General features: G+C 51.8%; 16 protein-coding genes. 5 read left to right on the top strand and 11 right to left on the bottom strand.

Annotated elements, in window-relative coordinates:
• Positions 1–4: 4 nt before the first annotated feature.
• The 4 genes from AB1483_02720 to AB1483_02705 all read right to left on the bottom strand — a co-directional run bounded on the left by AB1483_02720 (position 5) and on the right by AB1483_02705 (position 2,741).
• The gene (locus AB1483_02720) at positions 5–970 is read right to left on the bottom strand and encodes a KpsF/GutQ family sugar-phosphate isomerase (GenBank protein ID MEW6411369.1); all 966 of its coding nucleotides are present in this window, start codon (positions 968–970) and stop codon (positions 5–7) included.
• A complete protein-coding gene (locus tag AB1483_02715) occupies positions 967–1,497 on the bottom strand; it encodes an HAD hydrolase family protein (GenBank protein MEW6411368.1) in 531 nt (176 codons plus the stop codon). The genes AB1483_02720 and AB1483_02715 overlap by 4 nt, the downstream gene beginning before the upstream one ends.
• A gap of 6 nt (positions 1,498–1,503) precedes the next feature.
• Positions 1,504–2,298, bottom strand: coding sequence for a 3-deoxy-8-phosphooctulonate synthase (gene kdsA, locus AB1483_02710; GenBank protein MEW6411367.1), 795 nt, complete (start codon positions 2,296–2,298; stop codon positions 1,504–1,506).
• A gap of 62 nt (positions 2,299–2,360) precedes the next feature.
• Entirely contained in the window at positions 2,361–2,741 is a 381-nt protein-coding gene (locus AB1483_02705; GenBank protein MEW6411366.1) for a DUF4430 domain-containing protein, read from the bottom strand.
• Positions 2,742–2,900: 159 nt separating this feature from the next.
• Here AB1483_02705 and AB1483_02700 point away from each other — a divergent pair, with 159 nt between their 5' ends.
• Both AB1483_02700 and AB1483_02695 read left to right on the top strand, forming a co-directional pair.
• Positions 2,901–3,806 (top strand): hypothetical protein, encoded by a 906-nt coding sequence (locus AB1483_02700; protein ID MEW6411365.1) that lies wholly within the window; start codon positions 2,901–2,903, stop codon positions 3,804–3,806.
• Positions 3,807–3,849: 43 nt separating this feature from the next.
• Positions 3,850–5,034, top strand: a complete 1,185-nt coding sequence (locus AB1483_02695) for a hypothetical protein (GenBank protein MEW6411364.1) — start codon at positions 3,850–3,852, stop codon at positions 5,032–5,034.
• Between the two features lie 79 nt (positions 5,035–5,113).
• Here the strand turns inward: AB1483_02695 and AB1483_02690 are convergent, their stop codons facing one another.
• From AB1483_02690 to AB1483_02660, 7 genes are all read right to left on the bottom strand, one after another.
• Entirely contained in the window at positions 5,114–7,081 is a 1,968-nt protein-coding gene (locus AB1483_02690; protein MEW6411363.1) for a cytochrome b/b6 domain-containing protein, read from the bottom strand.
• A 46-nt stretch (positions 7,082–7,127) separates the two neighbouring features.
• A complete protein-coding gene (locus AB1483_02685) occupies positions 7,128–8,696 on the bottom strand; it encodes a cytochrome c3 family protein (GenBank protein MEW6411362.1) in 1,569 nt (522 codons plus the stop codon).
• Entirely contained in the window at positions 8,693–9,646 is a 954-nt protein-coding gene (locus tag AB1483_02680; protein ID MEW6411361.1) for a cytochrome b/b6 domain-containing protein, read from the bottom strand. Before AB1483_02680 ends, AB1483_02685 begins: the two co-directional genes overlap by 4 nt.
• A gap of 7 nt (positions 9,647–9,653) precedes the next feature.
• On the bottom strand, positions 9,654–10,697 hold the full coding sequence (locus AB1483_02675) for a hypothetical protein (GenBank protein ID MEW6411360.1): 1,044 nt from the start codon (positions 10,695–10,697) through the stop codon (positions 9,654–9,656).
• A 23-nt stretch (positions 10,698–10,720) separates the two neighbouring features.
• Positions 10,721–11,917 (bottom strand): cytochrome c3 family protein, encoded by a 1,197-nt coding sequence (locus tag AB1483_02670; protein MEW6411359.1) that lies wholly within the window; start codon positions 11,915–11,917, stop codon positions 10,721–10,723.
• 198 nt (positions 11,918–12,115) lie between these two features.
• The gene (locus tag AB1483_02665; protein MEW6411358.1) at positions 12,116–13,627 is read right to left on the bottom strand and encodes a NapC/NirT family cytochrome c; all 1,512 of its coding nucleotides are present in this window, start codon (positions 13,625–13,627) and stop codon (positions 12,116–12,118) included.
• Positions 13,628–13,846: 219 nt separating this feature from the next.
• Entirely contained in the window at positions 13,847–14,446 is a 600-nt protein-coding gene (locus AB1483_02660; protein ID MEW6411357.1) for a TetR/AcrR family transcriptional regulator, read from the bottom strand.
• A gap of 458 nt (positions 14,447–14,904) precedes the next feature.
• Here AB1483_02660 and lysF point away from each other — a divergent pair, with 458 nt between their 5' ends.
• From lysF to AB1483_02645, 3 genes are all read left to right on the top strand, one after another.
• Complete coding sequence (gene lysF, locus AB1483_02655; GenBank protein MEW6411356.1) at positions 14,905–16,887, top strand: homoaconitase; 1,983 nt, start codon at positions 14,905–14,907, stop codon at positions 16,885–16,887.
• An 88-nt stretch (positions 16,888–16,975) separates the two neighbouring features.
• Positions 16,976–18,016, top strand: coding sequence for a tetratricopeptide repeat protein (locus tag AB1483_02650; protein ID MEW6411355.1), 1,041 nt, complete (start codon positions 16,976–16,978; stop codon positions 18,014–18,016).
• 28 nt (positions 18,017–18,044) lie between these two features.
• Positions 18,045–18,773 (top strand): glycerophosphodiester phosphodiesterase, encoded by a 729-nt coding sequence (locus tag AB1483_02645; GenBank protein ID MEW6411354.1) that lies wholly within the window; start codon positions 18,045–18,047, stop codon positions 18,771–18,773.
• The last annotated feature ends 592 nt before the right edge of the window (positions 18,774–19,365 follow it).

Here is a 19,365-nt window from a genome sequence, read left to right as displayed (position 1 = left end):
GCGTTCAAACCAGTTTGGACTTGAGGATATCGTGGAGATGGATTATGCCCGCCAGGGTGCCATCGCGGTTGACAGTCGGAAGCTGTGTTATCGAGTGTTTCTCCATGATAGCCAGGGCGGTATCCAGTACGGCATCGACAAAGACCGACTTCGGGTTTTTGATCATAACATCAGCGGCTTTAAGCCGGAAGAAGTCATCGGTTTTTTCCGCCAACCTTCTCAGGTCGCCATCGGTGAAAATCCCGCCAACCTTGCCGTTGTCATCGCGCATCACGACACAACCGAGGCGTTTACCGGTCATTTCGAAAATCATCTCTTTCATCGAGGCGGTGGATGGCACCAGAGGCAACTGTTCACCGGTGTGGTGCAGCTCGCCGACTTTTTTCAAAAGACGTTTACCGAGAAAACCGCCCGGATGCAGGCTGGCGAAGTCGGAGGCTCCGAAGTTTCGGGCTTGAAGCAGAGCGACCGCGAGAGCGTCGCCCATCACCATTGCCGCCGTCGATGACGAGGTAGGGACGAGATTATTGGGGCAGGCCTCACGAACCACCGAGCAATCCAGCGGAATATCGGCTCGCCGGTAGAGTTCCGAGTCCACCGTGCCGCACAGGGCGATGACAGTAATATCGAGTCTTCGGGCGGCGGCTATGAGCAATTCCATTTCTTCGAGAACACCCGATTTGGATATAGGCATCAGGATGTCTTCCTGGCGAATCAGACCCAGGTCGCCGTGCATAGCTTCAGCCGGGTGCAAAAAGAAAGAGGCGATACCGGTGGAGTTAAAGGTCGCGGCGATTTTCTTGCCGATAAGGCCGGACTTACCCATTCCGGCGACAATGACTCTCCCCTGGCACTTGAGAATTGCCTCGACAGCGCGGTCGAAATTTCCGTTGAGGCGTTCGGCCAGCGAGGCTACCGCTTCGGCTTCGGTGCGAATGACCTCCCTTGCGACATCCCTCCACTCGTTCATATCAAAAACTCCTTGGGATCGATATTATTCGCCTCAAAATAGTATTCGATGACCTCCCGCACGGCTCCTTCGCCACCATTTTTTTCGGTGACAAAATCGGCGGCATCAAGCATATCCGGACTGGAGTCGGCAACGGCGATTCCGACCGAAGCCAGCTTTGCCAGTTTGATATCAAGGATCTCATTGCCGACAAAAGCGATGTCATCGAACGTAAGGTCAAGCTCCTTAACCAGCGGCGTTATCATCTCGACTTTATCCTTCATTCCCTGAAGAATGTGTTTCACACCGAGGTCTTTCATGCGGGTATCAGTGGCCGGTGAATATCTTCCTGACACGATAGCGATCTCGAGTCCGCTGCGCATCGCCAGAACTATATAGAGACCATCGGATATATTAAACCGCTTCAGCTCGAATCCATCGGGGCCGAAAAACAGGCTGTCGTCGGTCAGGACACCATCGACATCAAGAGCCAGCAATTTTATCCTTCTCAGCTTTTCCTTGAGCTGCTCGAGGGTGAGTTTTGGCATGGTCTGTTAACGTGCCTTTCTGATTTTCAAGACGGAATTCAGCAGCTCTTCCATTTTGTCCAGCGGCAACATGGCGCTGGCATCGGACAGGGCCTCGGCCGGTTTCGGGTGAGTCTCAACGAAGAGACCATCGATACCAATCGCGGCGGCGGCCTTGGCCATCGGGATGATATATTCCGGCTGGCCGGTGGAAACACCGCCGCCTCCACCCGGAAGCTGCAGCGAGTGGGTAGCGTCGAAAACGACCGGATAGCCGGTCTCTTTCATTATCATCAGAGAGCGGAAATCGACAACGAGGTTGCGGTATCCGAAGGTAGTGCCGCGCTCGGTGAGCATTACTTTTTTCGACTCGGCCTTTTCAGCTATTTTGGCCATGTCTTCGGGGGCCAGAAACTGCCCTTTTTTGATGTTGACCCATTTGCCGGTCTGCCCGGCTTGCCTCACCAGGTCGGTCTGGCGGCTTAGGAAGGCTGGAATTTGGAGGATGTCAGCAACCCGGGCTGCTTCCGGGATTTGATCGGTTTCATGGATGTCGGTGAGTATCGGAAGATCAAACCGGCTTTTCAACTCGCCGAGAATTTCGAGACCAGTCTCCATGCCCGGACCCGTGAATGAGGTCGCCGAAAGGCGATTAGCCTTTTGGTAGGATGCCTTGAAAACATAAGGCAGGCCCGCTTTCTCGCAGAGAGACTTGACCTTATCGGCGATTTCAAAACAAATTTCCCGGGATTCTATTACGCAGGGTCCGGCGAGGAGGAAAAACTCACCCCGTTCGATCTTTTGCATTGTGCCGTTGGACATAGCAGGAAATATAAGGTGCGCCGGTTAAAAATCCAGCTATAATTGGGGCTGAAAACACCGGCTCAAGGGCTCATTTTGCGGTAATGCCATCTGACGATATCACTGTCGGAGGTGATATAATCATCGGCCGCCACCATAGCCACCGTGTCATCGACAGAGTAGATCCAGAAATGAGTGGCACTGTTTTCAATTGAGTCGATGCTCTTTACGAAGACGCCGGCTGCGGTTTGAACAAACTGGACTTCATGTGACTGTCGCAGCAGTTCGAACACGGTAACCGAATCGGCCCCCGGCATTTCGAACACGATACTGTCGGTTGCGGCGGCTGTGCCCAAGGTATCCCGCGTGTCCGACCTGGCGCCGTCTTTATCTTCTTGGCCGCAGCCGATGATAATCGAAACGGCGATGAGCACAAGCATCAGGTAGTATCTCAAAAATGTCATTCGGCCTTCCTTAATCGGTCCTGTGTGTGTGTCACTAAGCCAAAATAATCCTGGCAAGCCTCTGTGGAAAAGGAAAATGTGCTAAATTGAGGTTGTTTTTGTGGTTTGAAACCGAATATCCTTCCATTGAGAAGGTACTATTTTCAAACGCAGGGAGGTATGATGGATTACGGCAAGATAATCAACCGCTCATTCGAGATTGCCTGGAAATACAAATCGCTTTGGATCTTCGGAGTCTTCGCCGGCAGCGGCTACTCCAACTTCTATATTAATACCGGCAAGAAGATGAATATGGATCCGTATTTTCCGAGCGATCTGCAGAATTTTCACTTCCCGACGGAACTTCTGGGAATGTTCGTTCTGGCCATACTTGGTATGGCAGTCATATTCATGGTGCTGAACATTCTGGCGCGCGGGGCAATCATTGACTCAACGAACAAGATTCAGCGAGGGGGACTCTATCGTTTTAGTGACGCCTTTTCGACCGGGCTGGATTACTTCTTGCGCCTTTTCATACTTTTGATAATCGCGGTGCTGAGCTTTCTGGCCCTGGTTTTCGTGCTGGTTATCATCGGTATCGTGGCGTTCGCCATTCACGTAGCGCTGGGAGTCCTGTCGTTGCTGGCCTTGATCCCGGCCTTTCTCTTCGGCGTCTTTTTCTTCGCTTCGGTATTCAATGTTGCCGAAAGAGTCGTGGTGGTCAGAAACACGTCTATCACCAGCGCTCTGGAGGAAGCATACATTTTATTTAAGCGGCACATTGGAAAAATGGCTCTTATGTTCTTGATATCGATTGCATTCGCTATAGCTCTGGCGATCGGATTGGCGATGGTCTGGGCGATATTCGGGATGCCGTTCGCCGCGATTGGACTGATGGCGGATATGTCGCCTTTGGCGGCGTTGTTAATAGGAATTCTGGCGGGATTGCCGATTACAATCGTACTCGGTGGACTGGTCGGCGTTTTCTACGAGAATCTCTATACACTGTTTTACTTTGAGCTGGTTGAGCCGGGGGCGGTTGCTCCCGAGGCCGTGGCGCCATCGCAGCCACAACCACTAACATAGTTTTACTTGCCACAGGGACAAATTGGGTGTTACTTTTAATCCCATGAAAAATTTGTCGCTGGTTTCTATTATTCTCCTGCTGTTGACCGGTTCTTCGGCAGGACAGGATACGTATTATTCAATTTTCAATTACAGTAACTTCATCCCCAAGGTACGCGTCAACGATCATGCCGTATCCCTTCAGGAGAATCTCTACCCGAGGTTCTACCGAACCCACTCGGTGACAGGTGATATGCGCTGGGTCTCGCAAAATGACAGTTCGCTGATGGCCTTCTGGCAGCAGCAGGGAGACACTGTTTTGCACATCCTGAGGGAATTCTCGGGGATACAGTGGCATGAAAGCGAATTTGACATCTACCTGGTCCGCTACTTTCCCACCATCGGTTCTTCGGATCCGCTGATTATCCCGATCGGCGGCCTTCAAAGCGGTGGGCTTATCGAAGCGGCCCCTGAGGGCAGCCGTCAGATCCTCAATCTCGTGTTTCAACTGGCGAAGCGCATGCTGGCACAAGCATATCAGCCGGAAGACGGCATCTACCACCCGATTGTCTCTCACCGCCTGATGAATCCGGGACCATATCGCCGGGATAACCTGGCGATGCTTCTGGCTGTCAACACTTGCCAGAACATAATCGGGATAGACTCTACCTATGCCGCCTATCGATCAACGTTCTGGAGGGAGAGGTTTCCCGGAAAAGAAGTCTTTGAGCGATATTTCCTGGATAGCTGGCTGCTGTCGCCCAAGCGGACGCTGGCTGACTGGGTTTTGAGTGAGCCGGAAAACTCGGATCTGGTGATGGCCACTCGCCCCCCTCGACCGGTAAAAACCGTTGCCAATGAGGGGCCAAGGCCATACATCGAGGACCTCCCTCTGAAAGGTCAGCTCGGCTTCACGGCCAGAAACAACGGCAGCGGCAACCTGGTGGTTGAGAAAGTTGATGTTTACCGGCTGGGTTACGCCTGTGGTTTGAAGCCGGATGATGTCATCCGTCGGGTTGATGGTCGCATGGTGCGAAATTTCAAGACGCTGGTCGAGTATACTCTCGAAGGTATGGAAAGGCGCGGAGGTGCTACGTACGAGATCGTTCGTGACGGCTACACCGAGCAGATCGTAATGCAGCCCATCCGGATTAATTTCTTGAAGGACAGTACTTACGATGATGACTCTTTCGAAACGACCGATACGTTGTATGAGGACTCGCTGATACCGGGCCCTGGTGATAACTGATTCGCTTAGCCGCAAATAACAGAAGCGGCTCTTCCGGTAATCCGGGAGAGCCGCTTTTTGATTCTTAAGTCAGTGTTTCTCAGCCGATGGTCTTTTCGGTTTTGGTATCAGCCTCAGTCCCTTCACTGATCTTTTCCTCAGCCTTAAGCTGCTCGTACCAGGCCGGGTGATGATGCTGTACTTCGCTGACAGTCATCTTTCCGGTCAGCCAGGTAAACGACATCGGGTATTGTTCCGGGTGGAAGACCACGAAGAAGAAGTGGAAGACAGCTATAGCCAGAGTCGCCAGCCAGGCTTCATAGAAGTGAATGGTCTCGGATATTTTTACAACCCATGGCGGCAAAAAGGATGTGAAGAAAGTCGGGAACCACAGCACGAAACCGGTGAAGGCCATTACGAACGTACCCCACACGAGGGCCCAGTACTCCGCTTTCATGGTGTAATCGTAAAATCCGAATTTAGGTTTCTGCTCGGCAAGTCCCATGTGGTACTTAAGGTTCAAGAAGATATCGGTGATGTCTTTCTTCTCCGGCAGCAGGGCCTTGAACTGGAAGCGTCCGCGCTTTGTCAAAAACAAAAAGAGGGCATGGTGCAAGGAGATGTAAAGCAGCAATATGGCAGCTACACGATGGATTACGGAGCGGGCACTTTCGAAAATACCAAAGAAGTTGAGAATAGATACCCACCAGGCGTCGGGATATCTTAGGGCAAAGCCGGTGATGACCAGCGCGATAAATGAGACCGTGACAACCATATGCTGGTACACCATACTTCCTGTGAATCGTTGCACCTGCGGTTGTTGCTTGTTGTAGCGACTTTTCTCAATCAGGAAGCGGGCCAGAATAATCAGGTTATGGGTCATCATGGCGCCAATAATAAAAACGATGGCGACAATATAAATCCATTTCACGATCGAATCGAGCTCGTTGAACTGCGCGTAGGCGGTTCTATGCGTGTAACTGCTGGCGAAAGCGTAGGTGGCGCCGACGTGACATCTTTGACAGGTTTCCGTAAGATTATTGGGATGAATCGAAGAAGCGGGATTGGTGGACGGCAATATGTCATGCGCTTTGTGGCAGGAGGCGCAATTGGCGACTTTGATTGAGCCGCCCCGAATGGCCAGACCGTGATATGAATCCTGGTATGATGTAAAGCGGTCATTGCCCAGACCGAACTTCTCAACGATAACCGGATCGTTGTGGCACTTGCCGCAAACATAGTCAGACAGGTTGGCCGCGTTGACCGGTGATTTCGGATCGTTGATCTGCAGAATCTCGTGCTCTCCGTGGCAGTCGGCGCAGTTGGGGCTGTCGAGGATACCTGCCGCGAGAGCCTTACCGTGGATACCCCGATTGTACTGAATGTAGATGTCGTTGTGGCACTTGGAACAGGTTCTTGGAATGTTCATCTTGTTAACCATGGAAGTCTGATCCGAGGCCTTCTTTAGATTATGAATACCGTGGCAGTCATCGCAAGAAGCCGCCGAGCCGATTCCCTTCTGGATGCCTTCGGCATGAATTCCGCGCATATAGCGATCGAAGGAATCCACGATCTTAACATCGGGATCATCGGTAAGAACCTGTCTGCGATGGCAATTGGAACAGGTGTAAGGCAGGTTCTTGGCCGAGGTCGGAGCGTTCGGGCTCAAGTGCGACATGATGTTGTGGTTACCGTGGCAGGAGGCGCAGGTCGGAGCGTTGGGGTTGTCGAGTGCTTCACCGTGAGCCGAGGCCGCGTAGATGCCGCCCTCTTCGGTGTGACAATTGGAAGAGCAGTCCACTTTCTGGAGTTCTTCCGCGTGTGGATAGTCTTCGAAGTCTATCAGGTCGGTGTGGCAGTCGACACATCCCATACCGGCGTGAACCGAAGAATCGATGGATGCTTCGGTCACGTACATGGATATTTCTATGCCTTTATGATCAAGTCCTGTCAGTTCGTTGTCAGCATGGCACGAGAGGCAGGTCTCGTTGTCGTCTTGGGCGTGGGCACTGATGCCAAACGAGCACAAAATCAGCGCGCCCGCAACAATCAGTCTTAACACCTTCATTTATTGACTCCTCTTATTTCGGTGCCATACTGGCACTATTTATTTATTAATGGCAATCGGCGCAAACCGATTGCTCGATTTTTGTCTTGCCATGTTCGGTCACGGAATGACAGCTTTCACAACCGAGTCCGAACTCCGCCACATGCATCCGGTGCGGCAGTTCGCGCTGGTCGTACATGACCCACTCGGGATTTAGTGACTTCCCGTGACAGAAAGTAAGGCACGTGTTCTCGGCCCTCAGGCTTGCTCCACGGCTGGGAGCCGAGTAGCCTTTATTTATCTGCTTCATCGCCGTTTCAAAATCATCGGTGCTGCTATTAAGCAGGTAGAGGGCATACCGGATATTATGCGGTATGTGCCCCTCACGTACAAAGTTATAGTTTTCCTGCGATTTGTCCAGAGCAACTCGCGCTTTTTGTCTGGCACTTTTGCCGCCACCGGCGTTATTGTAGTCCGAGCGGGCGGAGGAGAGGAACTCAGCGTATTCCGCCAGCACTTTCTTGCTGCCTTCCAACCAGTTATCGAACATCAGGTCATACCCCTCACCATGACAGGTGACACACGATTTGCGGGAGGCTTCTTTTTTCTCCTGGTGGGCCAGTATCTCGCCTTCCGGAGTAACGTGAGTGTGACAGCCGGTACAGGACACCTGCGCTGTAAACATCTCACTGGGCATATCGACACTGTCTTTACCGCCGATACCCATGTACATCTGCTTGGGCGCATTGTGCTGTCTCAGATGACAGCTTTCGCATTCAATCTCGAGGGCGCTAGCCATGCGGAAATTGCCGTGCTCTATATCGGAATGACACTTATAACAATCGATCCCCTGCTCGGTGACGTGAATATCATGAAGCTGCGCTCGTGAAATCTGTTGAGGCGACCTTTCCACATGACATGAGTAGCACTTCGACTCCGCCACGGAACCATCTCCCTTGACAATCTGGACGTGACACTGTTTGCATTCCACGCCAAGCTTCAGATATGGTTCGTGGTCGAACACAAAACCGGCATGTTCTACCTGTTTTTCCGGCATTCCATGGCACGAATTACAGCCCGTTATCGCTTCCCCCATACCGGCATCTTTGAAATGGCACACAAAGCAACTCTTATCGTTGACAGCCATGTGCCCCTGAACCTCGTCATCGTATTGAACGATCTGGTTGTGGCAGGAGGTGCATCGGAGTTTTCCACCGCGAAGTTCCTTGCCAAGGTGAACATTGTGCTGAAAAGTGATCCCTTTTCTGAATTGCTGAGCGACATCGAGCGTCTCGTGGTCGTGGCAATCCGAAGAAAGACAGTTCTCATCGGGAACGACGGCTTTCGGTCGGCTGTCATAGGTGTTGGTCCAGTATTTGAAGGTTGAGACCGCCAGATCCAGAGCGCCATAGTCGTGGCACGCCACGCAGTCCACACCGGCATGCGATGAAGCTTGCCAGTGTCTCACGTAGGGGTCCATATAATGACAGGAATCGCAGAATGAAGACTGTGTAGTTTCGTATGAAAAGAACAGGAGGGCGGCAACGATAACGACCACGCAGGCGCTTATGAAAATGGTAAGTCCCTTGCCGTGCCTGACCAGAATGGACCACAGTTCCTTGAAAAAGCCTATCATTTTTCGTCACTCCCGGCCTGTTCGAGTTTTTCCTGCTGCTCGATTATCCGCTTCGACTCGGCCTCGATAATCTCGGCGTACTCCAGCGGGTGGTGATGCTTCATCTCGTCCTCGGTCAGATTGCCGTGCCACCAGACCCAGCTCATTGGAAATACATCGGGATTGAAATGCACGTTGTAAAAATGCCATATAACGATGGCCAAAGTGGCGAGCAAACCCTCGTCGGAGTGTGCCTCGCGACCGATGTCATACAGGTATTTGGGGAACCACTCCTTGAACCACATGATGATACCGGAGCCGATCATGATAACCATACCCCAGTAGACAGCCCAGTAGTCGAATTTCTCAATGAACGAGAACCGTCCGAACTTCGGACCACTGGAGCGGCGACCGACGAAGAACATCAGAGTATGGAAAAAGTCCTTGATGTCTCCCGGGCGAGGGATCATCAAAAGGAAATCACGTCGACCAAATCTCGAAATTGTTATATAGCCGAGGTGCCAGACACCGACGAAAATCAGCCCCACGGCCCCGATACGATGAATCAGGGTGGAGTTTTCCAATCCACCGAATACGTCAACGACGATAAACTTAGATATCCCCAGCGTGGGGAACTTGAGCGGCATGCCCGTGATTATCAGGATTATCACGGAGATAAACATCAGCGCGTGCTGAAAGCGGAAATTTTTGCCGAAGCGCTGGAAAGTGCGCTGCGGGGCATCGGTTATCTCCTTGTACAGGCGGGCGGGGCTCAGACGGGTGACAGCCTCGTTAAGAAGGACGTTGGCCTCAAAACTGAGCCGCTGACGAATTTCGGCGGCGATCTCGCCTACTTTTCTGTCACCATCTTCCGGCCTGACAATAGTCTTTGCCGTCTTGAGGATATTATCCGAAAGCTCTGAGATGAGATTATCTCTTTGCTGTTGTGCCAGCTTCTTGTTGTCTTCCATCGCGTCTCTATCTCTTTCCGCGCGCGGCCCTGGCACGTCGGACCAGATCCATGATTATGTAAATGAATAGTCCGGCCAGAACCGAGACAGTCAGAACCAGAAATCCTCTTGATATGTAATACAACAGGCCCGACTCTTCACTGGTGGGGTCGACATGAATTTTACCCGACGCGAAATTGGCATTGGCTTCGGGATGACAATCCGGCTTGCCGCATGTTTTCGGTATATTGGCCGGATAGATTGAGGACTTGGGGTCATCCTCCGCGCGAATATCGTGATAGCCGTGGCACGAGGCACAGTTGGCAACCATCATATTCTCCATCAATTGAGCCACGCCGTGAAACGACTCCTCGAATGTCGCGGTACGATCAGTCTTGATTCCGTATTTGGCCACGACTCCCTTGGGGCCATGACACTCCGAACAGGTTTCGGTCACATGTATCGGAGACACTTTCGATTCCGGCAGTTCGGGTCGCTCGATATTGTGCTCGCCGTGGCAGGAGGTGCACACCGGAGCATCGACATTGCCGCTGTCAAGGGCCATACCGTGCACGGACTCGCGATAGGTGGCGTATGTGTCGATATGGCATGTTCCGCAGGTCCTGGGTATATTCTCTCGATAGAATCCGGACTCCGGAATCAAATGCGAGATAACATCATGTCCGCCGTGGCAGTCCTGACATACGGGAGCTTTCGGGTTACCCCTGGCAACCTCCAGTCCGTGCACCGAATGTTCGTACTGATCATACAGTTCCCCCTGCGGGGCGCCTACCGGGTTTCCGGAATAGTGACAACGCCGGCAATTCACTTTCTGGGCCGGTTGATGCGGAATCTCAGTTATGTCGACATGGCAGTCGGTGCACTTGCGCGAGGCATGGACAGATTTTTCAATGGTCGTTTCATCAACATACAGAGATACTCTCTTGCCGGAGGCTTCTATCTTGTGATGATCTTTCTTGCCGTGGCATATCATGCAATTTTCCAGCGCCACAGCCTGGCCCGTCAGTAATCCTGCCGCCAATAGGCCGACAATCATCGACCACGGTCTCACTTTGATTCTCCTCATACGCAACATTACTGCACTCTCTTCACCCGGCGCTTGTACTCAAGTATGCGGTATATTATAAATCCCAGGATAAGAATGGATATAAACCAGATGTAGAATTTTCGGACATAAAACTTGCCGCCCGATGATTTATCGCTCGCAGAGGTGTGGACCGTCCCTTTGGCGAAATCGGCGGGCAGGTCATCGTGGCATCGGCCGCAGGTTTGTTCAATGTTGGCGGCGTTTATCAACGAGCGTGGGTCGGACTGCGGGTATATGTTGTGCACGCCGTGGCACGAAGCGCAATTGGCGAAATTTGTCGCGCCAAGTTCTATCGCCACGCCGTGATAGGACTCGTTGAAGGTGGCGATACGATCCGGTTTGAGACCGAATTTCCCCACGACTTTCTCCGAGGTGTGGCAGTCCGAACAGGTTTTGGGCACGTTAGTCGTATAGACCCTGGAGTCGGGATCAAGATGCGCCTTGATATCATGTTCACCGTGACAATCGGTGCAGGTTGGGGATTCGAGGATACCTTCGGCCAAGGCAGCGCCGTGCACCGAACTGTTATACTCGCCGGCGATTTCGGCGTGACACGCACCGCAGGTACCCGATATATGCGTCTTGAAAACGGGGCTTTCCGGGTCATCGGATGGCATAAAGCTGTGGCTGCCATGGCAGTCCACACAGGCCGGTGCATCCATGTTGCCTTCAACCATCAAAGCTCTGCCGTGCACGGAATTTTCATAAGCCTTGATCATCTGCGGTTCCGGAAGGATATCGAATTTCGCACGCAAAGATTCATCCTCGTGACACTTGATGCAAATCTTTACGGAGTTGCGGTGGTTGGTGACCGATTCGGGGTTATCTGTGGCGAGAATCTCGTGCCCGCCGTGACAGGTGATACATGTCGGAATATCTTCGAGGCTGACTTCTCTTCCTTTGACGTGAGGTGACCTGGCATACCCCTCGGCCGCCTCGAGGTGACATTTACCGCAGAGAATATCGGCGGTGCCGACATGTTTGATATTTGGGTTCACATTGTGGCAGTCGTTGCACCCCAAGCCGGAGTGAATAGATCCGGCCAGAGCTTCGATCATCACCGTAGGCGCACCGCTTTCTTTTGCAGCGGCCGTTTGCCCATGACATCTCAAGCACTCATCGTCGGCCGCAAACGCTGTAACGGCCAGGAGAGCCAGAACCGGCAGAAATTTTAAAACCTTCATAAGCCCCACACCATCTTTGTTTACCCGGTCGGTACGATTCGGTCAAACCGTGGCGGTTATGCCAAGATCTCTGGTTGGCGTGAACCCATACGACCGAAATAATCCTGTTTTCCCGAAAATATAAGTAAATATTCACTAACTTCAAGCACTATTTTTCACAAGCACGGCTTGCACCACTGTCGGGCAGCAGGTTGCGCTCTAATAACCGGATTCCGGGGTATGGCATTCGGTGCACTTAAACTCTTTCCAGGCCTGGTCAATATCTTCCGGATGCTGAAAAGTAAGGCCGCCAAGATTCGCCTCGAGCTCGCTGACGTTTTTCGATGGTCCCTGTGAGACTATCAGGTGACACGTACCGCAATCGTGGGAGAGGGGCTTGCCGTCTTCGCTGACCATTGTGCCGTCGTGGCACCGAAAGCAGCCGTCATTCACGAAATGGCTGAGGTTATTCTCCCTCACGCGGTAATCGGTCTTCATCTCCGGGAAGAAATTCTGGTTGTAAATACGCAGGAGTATGTCGGTTGCCTGATCTATTTCATCGATCTTGTTTTCCGCCAGGTCGGGATAGTTTTCCTGATAGTATTCAATCAAGCCAACCGACATGGCTTCGTTGGCCTGATCGCGATTTTCGTATTCCGCATTGAGAAGATCGAGGCCCACCTGCCGGATATATTTCAGATCAGACGATATTTGACCGGTTGACAGAGCCAGATTCAGGCTCGTTGCCGGCGCCAGAAACGAGTGGCTCGGTCGGTTGTGACAGTCCATACAGTCAAACCTGCGCACTTCCGTTTCGGGATCATTAAAGTCCGGCAAGTCTTCATCGGGGCGGCTATATATGACCGTATCTCCGGTATTCGTAATCAGGCGCAGCCAGTTGATAACCTGACGCTTGCGATCCGAAGCTGCATATTCGATGGTGTTGGAACCGATCATGTGCCAGTGGATACCTTCGAGGATGCCCGTACGGGGATTACCACCGCCGATTTTGACCAGCATTTTGATTGTCCACGGACTGTTGGCCTCATCGGTACGATAATAAGTATGAGTGACCAGCTTTTCACCGTAGAACTGTCTCGGCCAGTGGCATTCTTCGCAGGTCTCCTGCGCCGGTCGAAGATTCTCCACCGGTGTTTCGATCGGTCGCGAATATGTATTCAACGCGGTGGCCCACAACTGACGGATACCATCTATCTTGGAACGAACATAGAACGACGCCCCCGGGCCGATATGACACTCAACGCATGGCACCCGGGCGTGGGCTGAGTTATGATAGGTTACATTCTGAGGCTCCATGACAGTGTGACAGGTTTCTCCGCAAAAGGCGACCGAATCGGTGGCGTCATAGGCTTCCTTGCCGCTGTATACGACCAGGAATATAAGGACCGCGGATAAGCCGAGAAAAAGCCACAGGTTGCGCATGTAATTGGGGTCGGTCGGATCAACCGAGAGATTGAACCGGACCGATTCACCCCGTCTGCGCGCGGTTCTGACCTGCAGCCATATGGCCAGCAGAAACAGGATAAATCCGAGAGTAATGATAAACGGAGCTATAACGAACGTCACCAGTGATCGATAAGGGTTGTCGACCGGGCTGGTGATGTCGATAACCAGTAGAATCAGAAAGAGAAAGACACCCGCTGAAAAGATTGCGCCGCCAACTGCGGCGAGGGGATGCCGGTAAAGAGTACGTTTTTTGTTGTCCGCCATAATATCCTGAAGCCTTTTCTGATTGTTGTCGCTAATTGGAAGTATTGTATTATAAGCCTTTTGCTTCCCCGTTGACAATTGTTTTTTGCGTCTGCCGCGGTGCGTTTCAGAGGGTATGGCAGTACCGCTCGGGAGCGGCATTAAGTGAGGTCCCGATAGTCAATCTTATTGGATCGAAAACGCCTGAGTTGTCAGGCTTTGCTCGGAAGCCGATTTTTCTCAGTGATTCTGCAGCCCTCGTACATATATGGGAATGTTATTGGCAATCACCTCATTCGGTTTGAAGTCCTTTCCCTGGAACCCCTTCCAGAGAGTGATATTCATGGCACAGTCGAACACCATCCCGATAAAACACCGAGCCGTTATCTCATTGTTTTTCTTTACTACTTTTCCCTGCTCGTACAGACGATCCAGATGTGCCAGCAGAAAACGAACATAAGATCCACGAATCAGTTGAAAGACCCTCTTGGCCTTAGAATGCTCACGGAGCGCGGAGAAGAGCATCAGTCGATAAACATCCTGGTTCTGTGTAAAATAATCCAGAATGTGCCGGGCTGTTGTTTCAAGTAGCGTTGACAGATCATTCTCATTGCTTAACTGAGCGAACAAATGCTGAGAACTGAGGCGCCTCTCGATTGAATCCAGAACAGCGTCGTAGATGGCGTCTTTCGATGAAAAATGCCTGTAGAGGGCAGGCTCGGTTATGCCGCAAGCATCAGCCAACTCCTTGATTGTGACTTTGTCGAAACCATCGTCGGCAAACAGCCGGGTCGCCTGCTGTATAATCTGTGCTTTTCTATCGGGAACAACGACCTTCATAGCCTCACCTATTAGTTAGCGTTTACTAACAGATATTGAAATACCGAGCCGATGTCAAGGGAATTGTAGGGCAAAAGAGCCATTTTGTTGTGATTCTTTTCACTTAATACTGATAATTGTGGTTACTCAATTCCATTTTAGCCGTTTCCTCGAGCCACATATATACTTGTATGATAATCAATTGGGCGCGCAATTGATTCACGCCAGAGTGATTGGGGGGCATAATAAAAATTCCGATAAACAAAAATATGGCTCTATCTTTTTGTGTGCGAGGACCTGGAATGTGCATCGAGATGGTCAGGGTACTGTCCGATTAGGCTGGACACGCATTCGGCCATGCGTTATGATAGAATCTAAATTTCTGCAATTTAGGCAGTCCGCGGGTGATAAGGACCGGGCCGTGTTTTAAGGCACTGTCTGGGCCGCATGACACGCAACAGTAAAAGGGAAAGACAATAATGAGTGACACACGAAAGTCCACCGGTCAAAATCTGGTTGAGAAAATAGCCCAGCGATTCGCTGTCGGACTCGAAAAGGACCATATCGTAAGAGCCGGTGACTACCTTTCCATTCGCCCGGCTCACGTGATGACGCACGATAATACCGGCGCTGTAATCCCCAAATTCAAATCGATAGGCGCCTCGAAAATCGCCAGCCCCCGTCAAGTGGTTTATACTCTGGATCACAACGTACAGGACACCAGCGAAGATAATCTGGCCAAGTACAAAAAGATTGAGGCTTTTGCCAAACAGATGGGTGTCGATTTCTACCCGGCGGGCCGCGGGATTGGTCACCAGATTATGTGTGAAGAGGGTTATGCCTGGCCGGGCACGATGGTGGTAGCATCGGACAGTCACTCCAACATGTACGGAGGTCTCGGATGTCTCGGTACCCCGATCGTCAGAACCGACGCGGCTGCTATCTGGGCAACCGGTCGCACCTGGTGGCAGGTTCCGCCGGTGGCAAAGGTAGAATTGAGAGGAAGAGTTCAATCGGGCGTGACCGGCAAAGATGTGATTATCGCACTGTGCGGCTTTTTCAATAAAGACGAAGTGCTCAATCACGCGGTGGAGTTTGTCGGTGATGGTCTCGCGGCCCTTTCAATCGACGAAAGGCTGACAATCGCCAACATGACCACCGAGTGGGGTGCGCTCGCGGGAGTCTTCCCCATCGACGAAATTACGTTCAATTGGCTCGAACAACGGATCGCTTTTGTCGAGGAGCGCGGTCTGGCGGGTGTGCCATCGGATGCCGATGGCAAGGGGAAACATCCGCGCATGAATCGTGAGAGACTGTCCATTCTTAAGAAGGAGGGGCTTAGGGCCGACAATGACGCTTTTTATGCGAAGCATCTCTCACTCGATTTAGGTACGGTAACGCCGTATGTATCGGGCCCGAACCATGTCAAGGTGATGACCCCGGTCCCAAAAATGAAGGGTGTCAAGATACACAAAGCGTACCTGGTGTCGTGTGTGAACAGCCGTGTTCAGGATCTGGCCGAAGCAGCCGAGGTGGTGCGTGGCAAGAAAGTTGCCGATGGTGTCGAGTTTTATATAGCGGCGGCATCGAGCGAGGTTCAGGCCGAGAGCGAACGTCGCGGCGACTGGAAAGCCCTTCTCGACAGCGGCGCGATTGAGCTCCCCCCCGGATGCGGACCTTGTATTGGTCTGGGCAGAGGACTATTGCAAGATGGAGAGGTTGGCATATCGGCTACCAATCGCAATTTCAAGGGACGGATGGGTTCGAAAACGGCGCAGGCTTATCTCGCTTCTCCGGCGGTGGTAGCGGCATCGGCCATAGCCGGGCACATAGCTATGCCGTTCGAAATGGAAACAGCAGAAATTAGAGCGTCGATTGAGACATCCCAAAAAGCATCCAGTGGAACCGCCAAGGTGACTATCGTAGATGGATTCCCGGAGGTTGTCGAGGGGGACGTGCTTTTTTGCCATCTCGACAATCTGAACACCGACGGTATCTATCCGGGCAAATATACCTATATCGACGACTTCACGCCCCAGCAACAGGCCGGCGTGGTGATGGAGAATTATGATCCGGAGTTCGGCAAGATGGCGAAAGAGGGTGATATTCTTGTCGGCGGGTTTAATTTCGGAACGGGTTCATCGCGCGAACAGGCCGCTACGGCTCTCAAATACAGGGGCATTCGCCTGGTCATCGCCGGCTCGTTCAGTGAGACTTACAAACGCAACGCTCTTAACAACGGTTTTTTGGCTATCGAGGCTCCTGATCTTGTGAATGACCTGAAGGCCAAATATGGCACACAGAAGCTGACGATTGCCACGAAAGCAAAGGCAAGGGTTGATTTCGGCAAATCAAAGCTTGAGTTCGATGGTAAGGCGTATTCTATCGGTCCGGTGGGCGCGGCTGCGCAGGAGTTGATCTTGACCGATGGCCTTGAGAACTGGGTGAAGAAGAATTTGTAGAAACACAGCGGTTACAGTACTTTTTTCGGGAAGAACAATTCGTCTGGCCAGTATGAATGTTGAGAAAACCTGTTGAAAGGGAGGGTACATGAATAGTACCAAATGTGACTTTAGGATTGTCGCGCTGGCTGTCATTTTCGCATTTCTGTTTGCCACGGCGGTGATGGCTCAGCAGGAGCCGGATACCACGACTATCGAAATAAATGGTAGAATTCATTCCCCATCGGAACTTTTGCGGCTGATAGAGAGATCCAATCTTGTTTATGAGCTTGGCGAAGACACGACGTTGACAATGCAGCATCCTGAGCGAGAAGTCTTCCGAACCCCCTATTACATCGACTCATCGCACGGAGAGTGGGAGCTGCGAAACTACAACATGAGCGATTCGGGCAGCCAGCTTCTGACCATAGCCGATGGAGCCTTTGAGGCGAGAGATTTCGCTGCGGCTCTGGAACTCTACAAAGAAGTGTACGACCTTGATCCATCGGTGAGCCACATTCTCACTCTTATCGGCAATTGCTATTTCATGCTCGGCGATTATAGAAGCGCTGTTTCCTGTTTTGAGATGTCCATTGACAGCAACTACTATGACTGCTGGGCCCACTGGTTTCTGGCAGACGCAGCCTGGATCCGCGGTGATAGCGCGCGAGCGGTCGAGGAGATTACGATCGCGCATCTTCTCAACCGAAATCACGAGCAGTTGCTGGAAAACCTGGTCCACTACCGGCAGGCGACCGGCGCCGGATGGGAGGATTGGACCTTTGAACCGGTCTATGCGATAAATCAGGATACGAGTGACGCGCATCGGATTGAGGTGAGATGCAACGGGGATTGGTGCTTCTATGCTGTCGTGAAAGCCTTGTGGAAATACGAACCGAATTACGCCGAGACAATGCTTGCCAATATCGAGTCGCCGTATGACGAACTGATGCTTCAGGAGCGAGAGGCGACTATCTGCCAGTTGGTCGCGACAAAGGGCGAGGACTATACACTGGAATTGCTCGACAGCAACCTGCTGGACTATTTTATCATTTACGAGATTACCTCGCGCGACAACCCTGATTTGTTGTACCGATCAACGCCTGAGACTCTTAAGACATTCGCCAAGTACCTGGACACTTATCACTGAAACAAGTTCTTGCTGTCTGTATCTTGTTGTGAGATTGCAAAAGAACATTGGGGAATCTTCCCGCCCGCTCGTTATAGCTCACCGAGGAGCATCGAAGGCGGCGCGGGAGAATACTCTCGATGCGTTCGAGAAAGCGATCTCGATGGGCGCCGACGCGATCGAGTTCGACGTTCGCCGCACGAAGGACGGCGTGTTCGTGGTGCACCATGATCCGTCCATCGAAGGATCCTCTGCCCCGCTGAGCAGACAGACGCTTGACGAGGCCAGAGATGCTGCGCGTTCAGCAGGATTCGAATTGCCCACTCTCGAGCAGACCTTGAATCTGTATAAAAACAGAATAGGACTTGATATCGAGCTTAAGGAAGAAGGGTACGAACAACAGATCGTCGTCTTTATCCAGGCTCATGTCAGCGCTGATGACGTCGTTATCACTTCATTCAACGACAGGTCCATCAGTGAAGTAAAATCATATTGGCCGAAGGTTCGAACCGGTTTGATCCTCGGCGTTGACTCGCCGGCATCATTTCGAGTCAGAATCAGTGAATTGTATCCATTGAAACGGCTCAAGGAGTGCCGGGCTGATCTTGTGGCGGTGAACTTTCATCTTTTGAAATTCGGGTTCGTCCGGCGAATGACACGCGCCAGCTACCCGGTGTGGGTGTGGACAGTTGATGACACTGAACTGGCTAAGCGGTTGATAAACAGCGGGGTTGACGGTATCATAACTGACCTTCCTGATTTGGTCCGAAAAATCTGACAGTCCGGCCGAAACCTCTTTTATCCTACCGCAGACCAGCCGTCACTTTTTTTTCAAAAAATGTCCTGAACTGTTCCGCAGACGCGCCTGTCATACGTAATACTTTTACTATGCAGGTAAAAAAGGGGCACTCATGAAAATTGACAAACTCGTCATACTTTTCGGTATATATATTTTTGTCATGGGTATTTGGGGCATGTCACGGACCGGTTCATGGGCACCACTGATGATCAGTGGCGGCGTGGCGGCGGTAACAGTTTGGATTGGATGGATGATAGGCCGGCACATCCAATCTGCCCGAGGCGTTGCTATCGGATGGTTGATCGTTGTCGGGGGGGCATTCCTTCTCGCTGCGCTCGGTGGCATCCCGGATCATCCAGAAACAAGCACTGTGTCGGTATTGATATTCGGGTCTATGGCGCTGTTCGCTGTTACTGCCCTTGTCCTCATCTTAAGAACTCCCCCGAGACGGTGGTCCGGGCCAATAAGATCATCCCGACGTTTCTGAGCAGCGATTGAAGTAGTCACACAACACGGTGTCACACAATTCCTTATAGAATTTTGTGAGAATTTTAAAGAAAATATTGGACAA

This window comes from Candidatus Zixiibacteriota bacterium (assembly GCA_040756055.1).
GTDB lineage: Bacteria > Zixibacteria > MSB-5A5 > GN15 > FEB-12.
Note: the sequence above shows the minus strand (reverse complement) of the source record. Positions and strands in the feature narration are given on the sequence as shown.

Excerpts from the sequence above, each read along its gene's own strand:
- AB1483_02720 (MEW6411369.1), bottom strand. The coding sequence starts at position 970 with ATGAACGAGTGGAGGGATGTCGCAAGGGAGGTCATTCGCACCGAAGCC.
- AB1483_02715 (MEW6411368.1), bottom strand. The coding sequence starts at position 1,497 with ATGCCAAAACTCACCCTCGAGCAGCTCAAGGAAAAGCTGAGAAGGATA.
- kdsA (MEW6411367.1), bottom strand. The coding sequence starts at position 2,298 with ATGTCCAACGGCACAATGCAAAAGATCGAACGGGGTGAGTTTTTCCTC.
- AB1483_02705 (MEW6411366.1), bottom strand. The coding sequence starts at position 2,741 with ATGACATTTTTGAGATACTACCTGATGCTTGTGCTCATCGCCGTTTCG.
- AB1483_02700 (MEW6411365.1), top strand. The coding sequence starts at position 2,901 with ATGATGGATTACGGCAAGATAATCAACCGCTCATTCGAGATTGCCTGG.
- AB1483_02695 (MEW6411364.1), top strand. The coding sequence starts at position 3,850 with ATGAAAAATTTGTCGCTGGTTTCTATTATTCTCCTGCTGTTGACCGGT.
- AB1483_02690 (MEW6411363.1), bottom strand. The coding sequence starts at position 7,081 with ATGAAGGTGTTAAGACTGATTGTTGCGGGCGCGCTGATTTTGTGCTCG.
- AB1483_02685 (MEW6411362.1), bottom strand. The coding sequence starts at position 8,696 with ATGATAGGCTTTTTCAAGGAACTGTGGTCCATTCTGGTCAGGCACGGC.
- AB1483_02680 (MEW6411361.1), bottom strand. The coding sequence starts at position 9,646 with ATGGAAGACAACAAGAAGCTGGCACAACAGCAAAGAGATAATCTCATC.
- AB1483_02670 (MEW6411359.1), bottom strand. The coding sequence starts at position 11,917 with ATGAAGGTTTTAAAATTTCTGCCGGTTCTGGCTCTCCTGGCCGTTACA.
- AB1483_02665 (MEW6411358.1), bottom strand. The coding sequence starts at position 13,627 with ATGGCGGACAACAAAAAACGTACTCTTTACCGGCATCCCCTCGCCGCA.
- AB1483_02660 (MEW6411357.1), bottom strand. The coding sequence starts at position 14,446 with ATGAAGGTCGTTGTTCCCGATAGAAAAGCACAGATTATACAGCAGGCG.
- lysF (MEW6411356.1), top strand. The coding sequence starts at position 14,905 with ATGAGTGACACACGAAAGTCCACCGGTCAAAATCTGGTTGAGAAAATA.
- AB1483_02650 (MEW6411355.1), top strand. The coding sequence starts at position 16,976 with ATGAATAGTACCAAATGTGACTTTAGGATTGTCGCGCTGGCTGTCATT.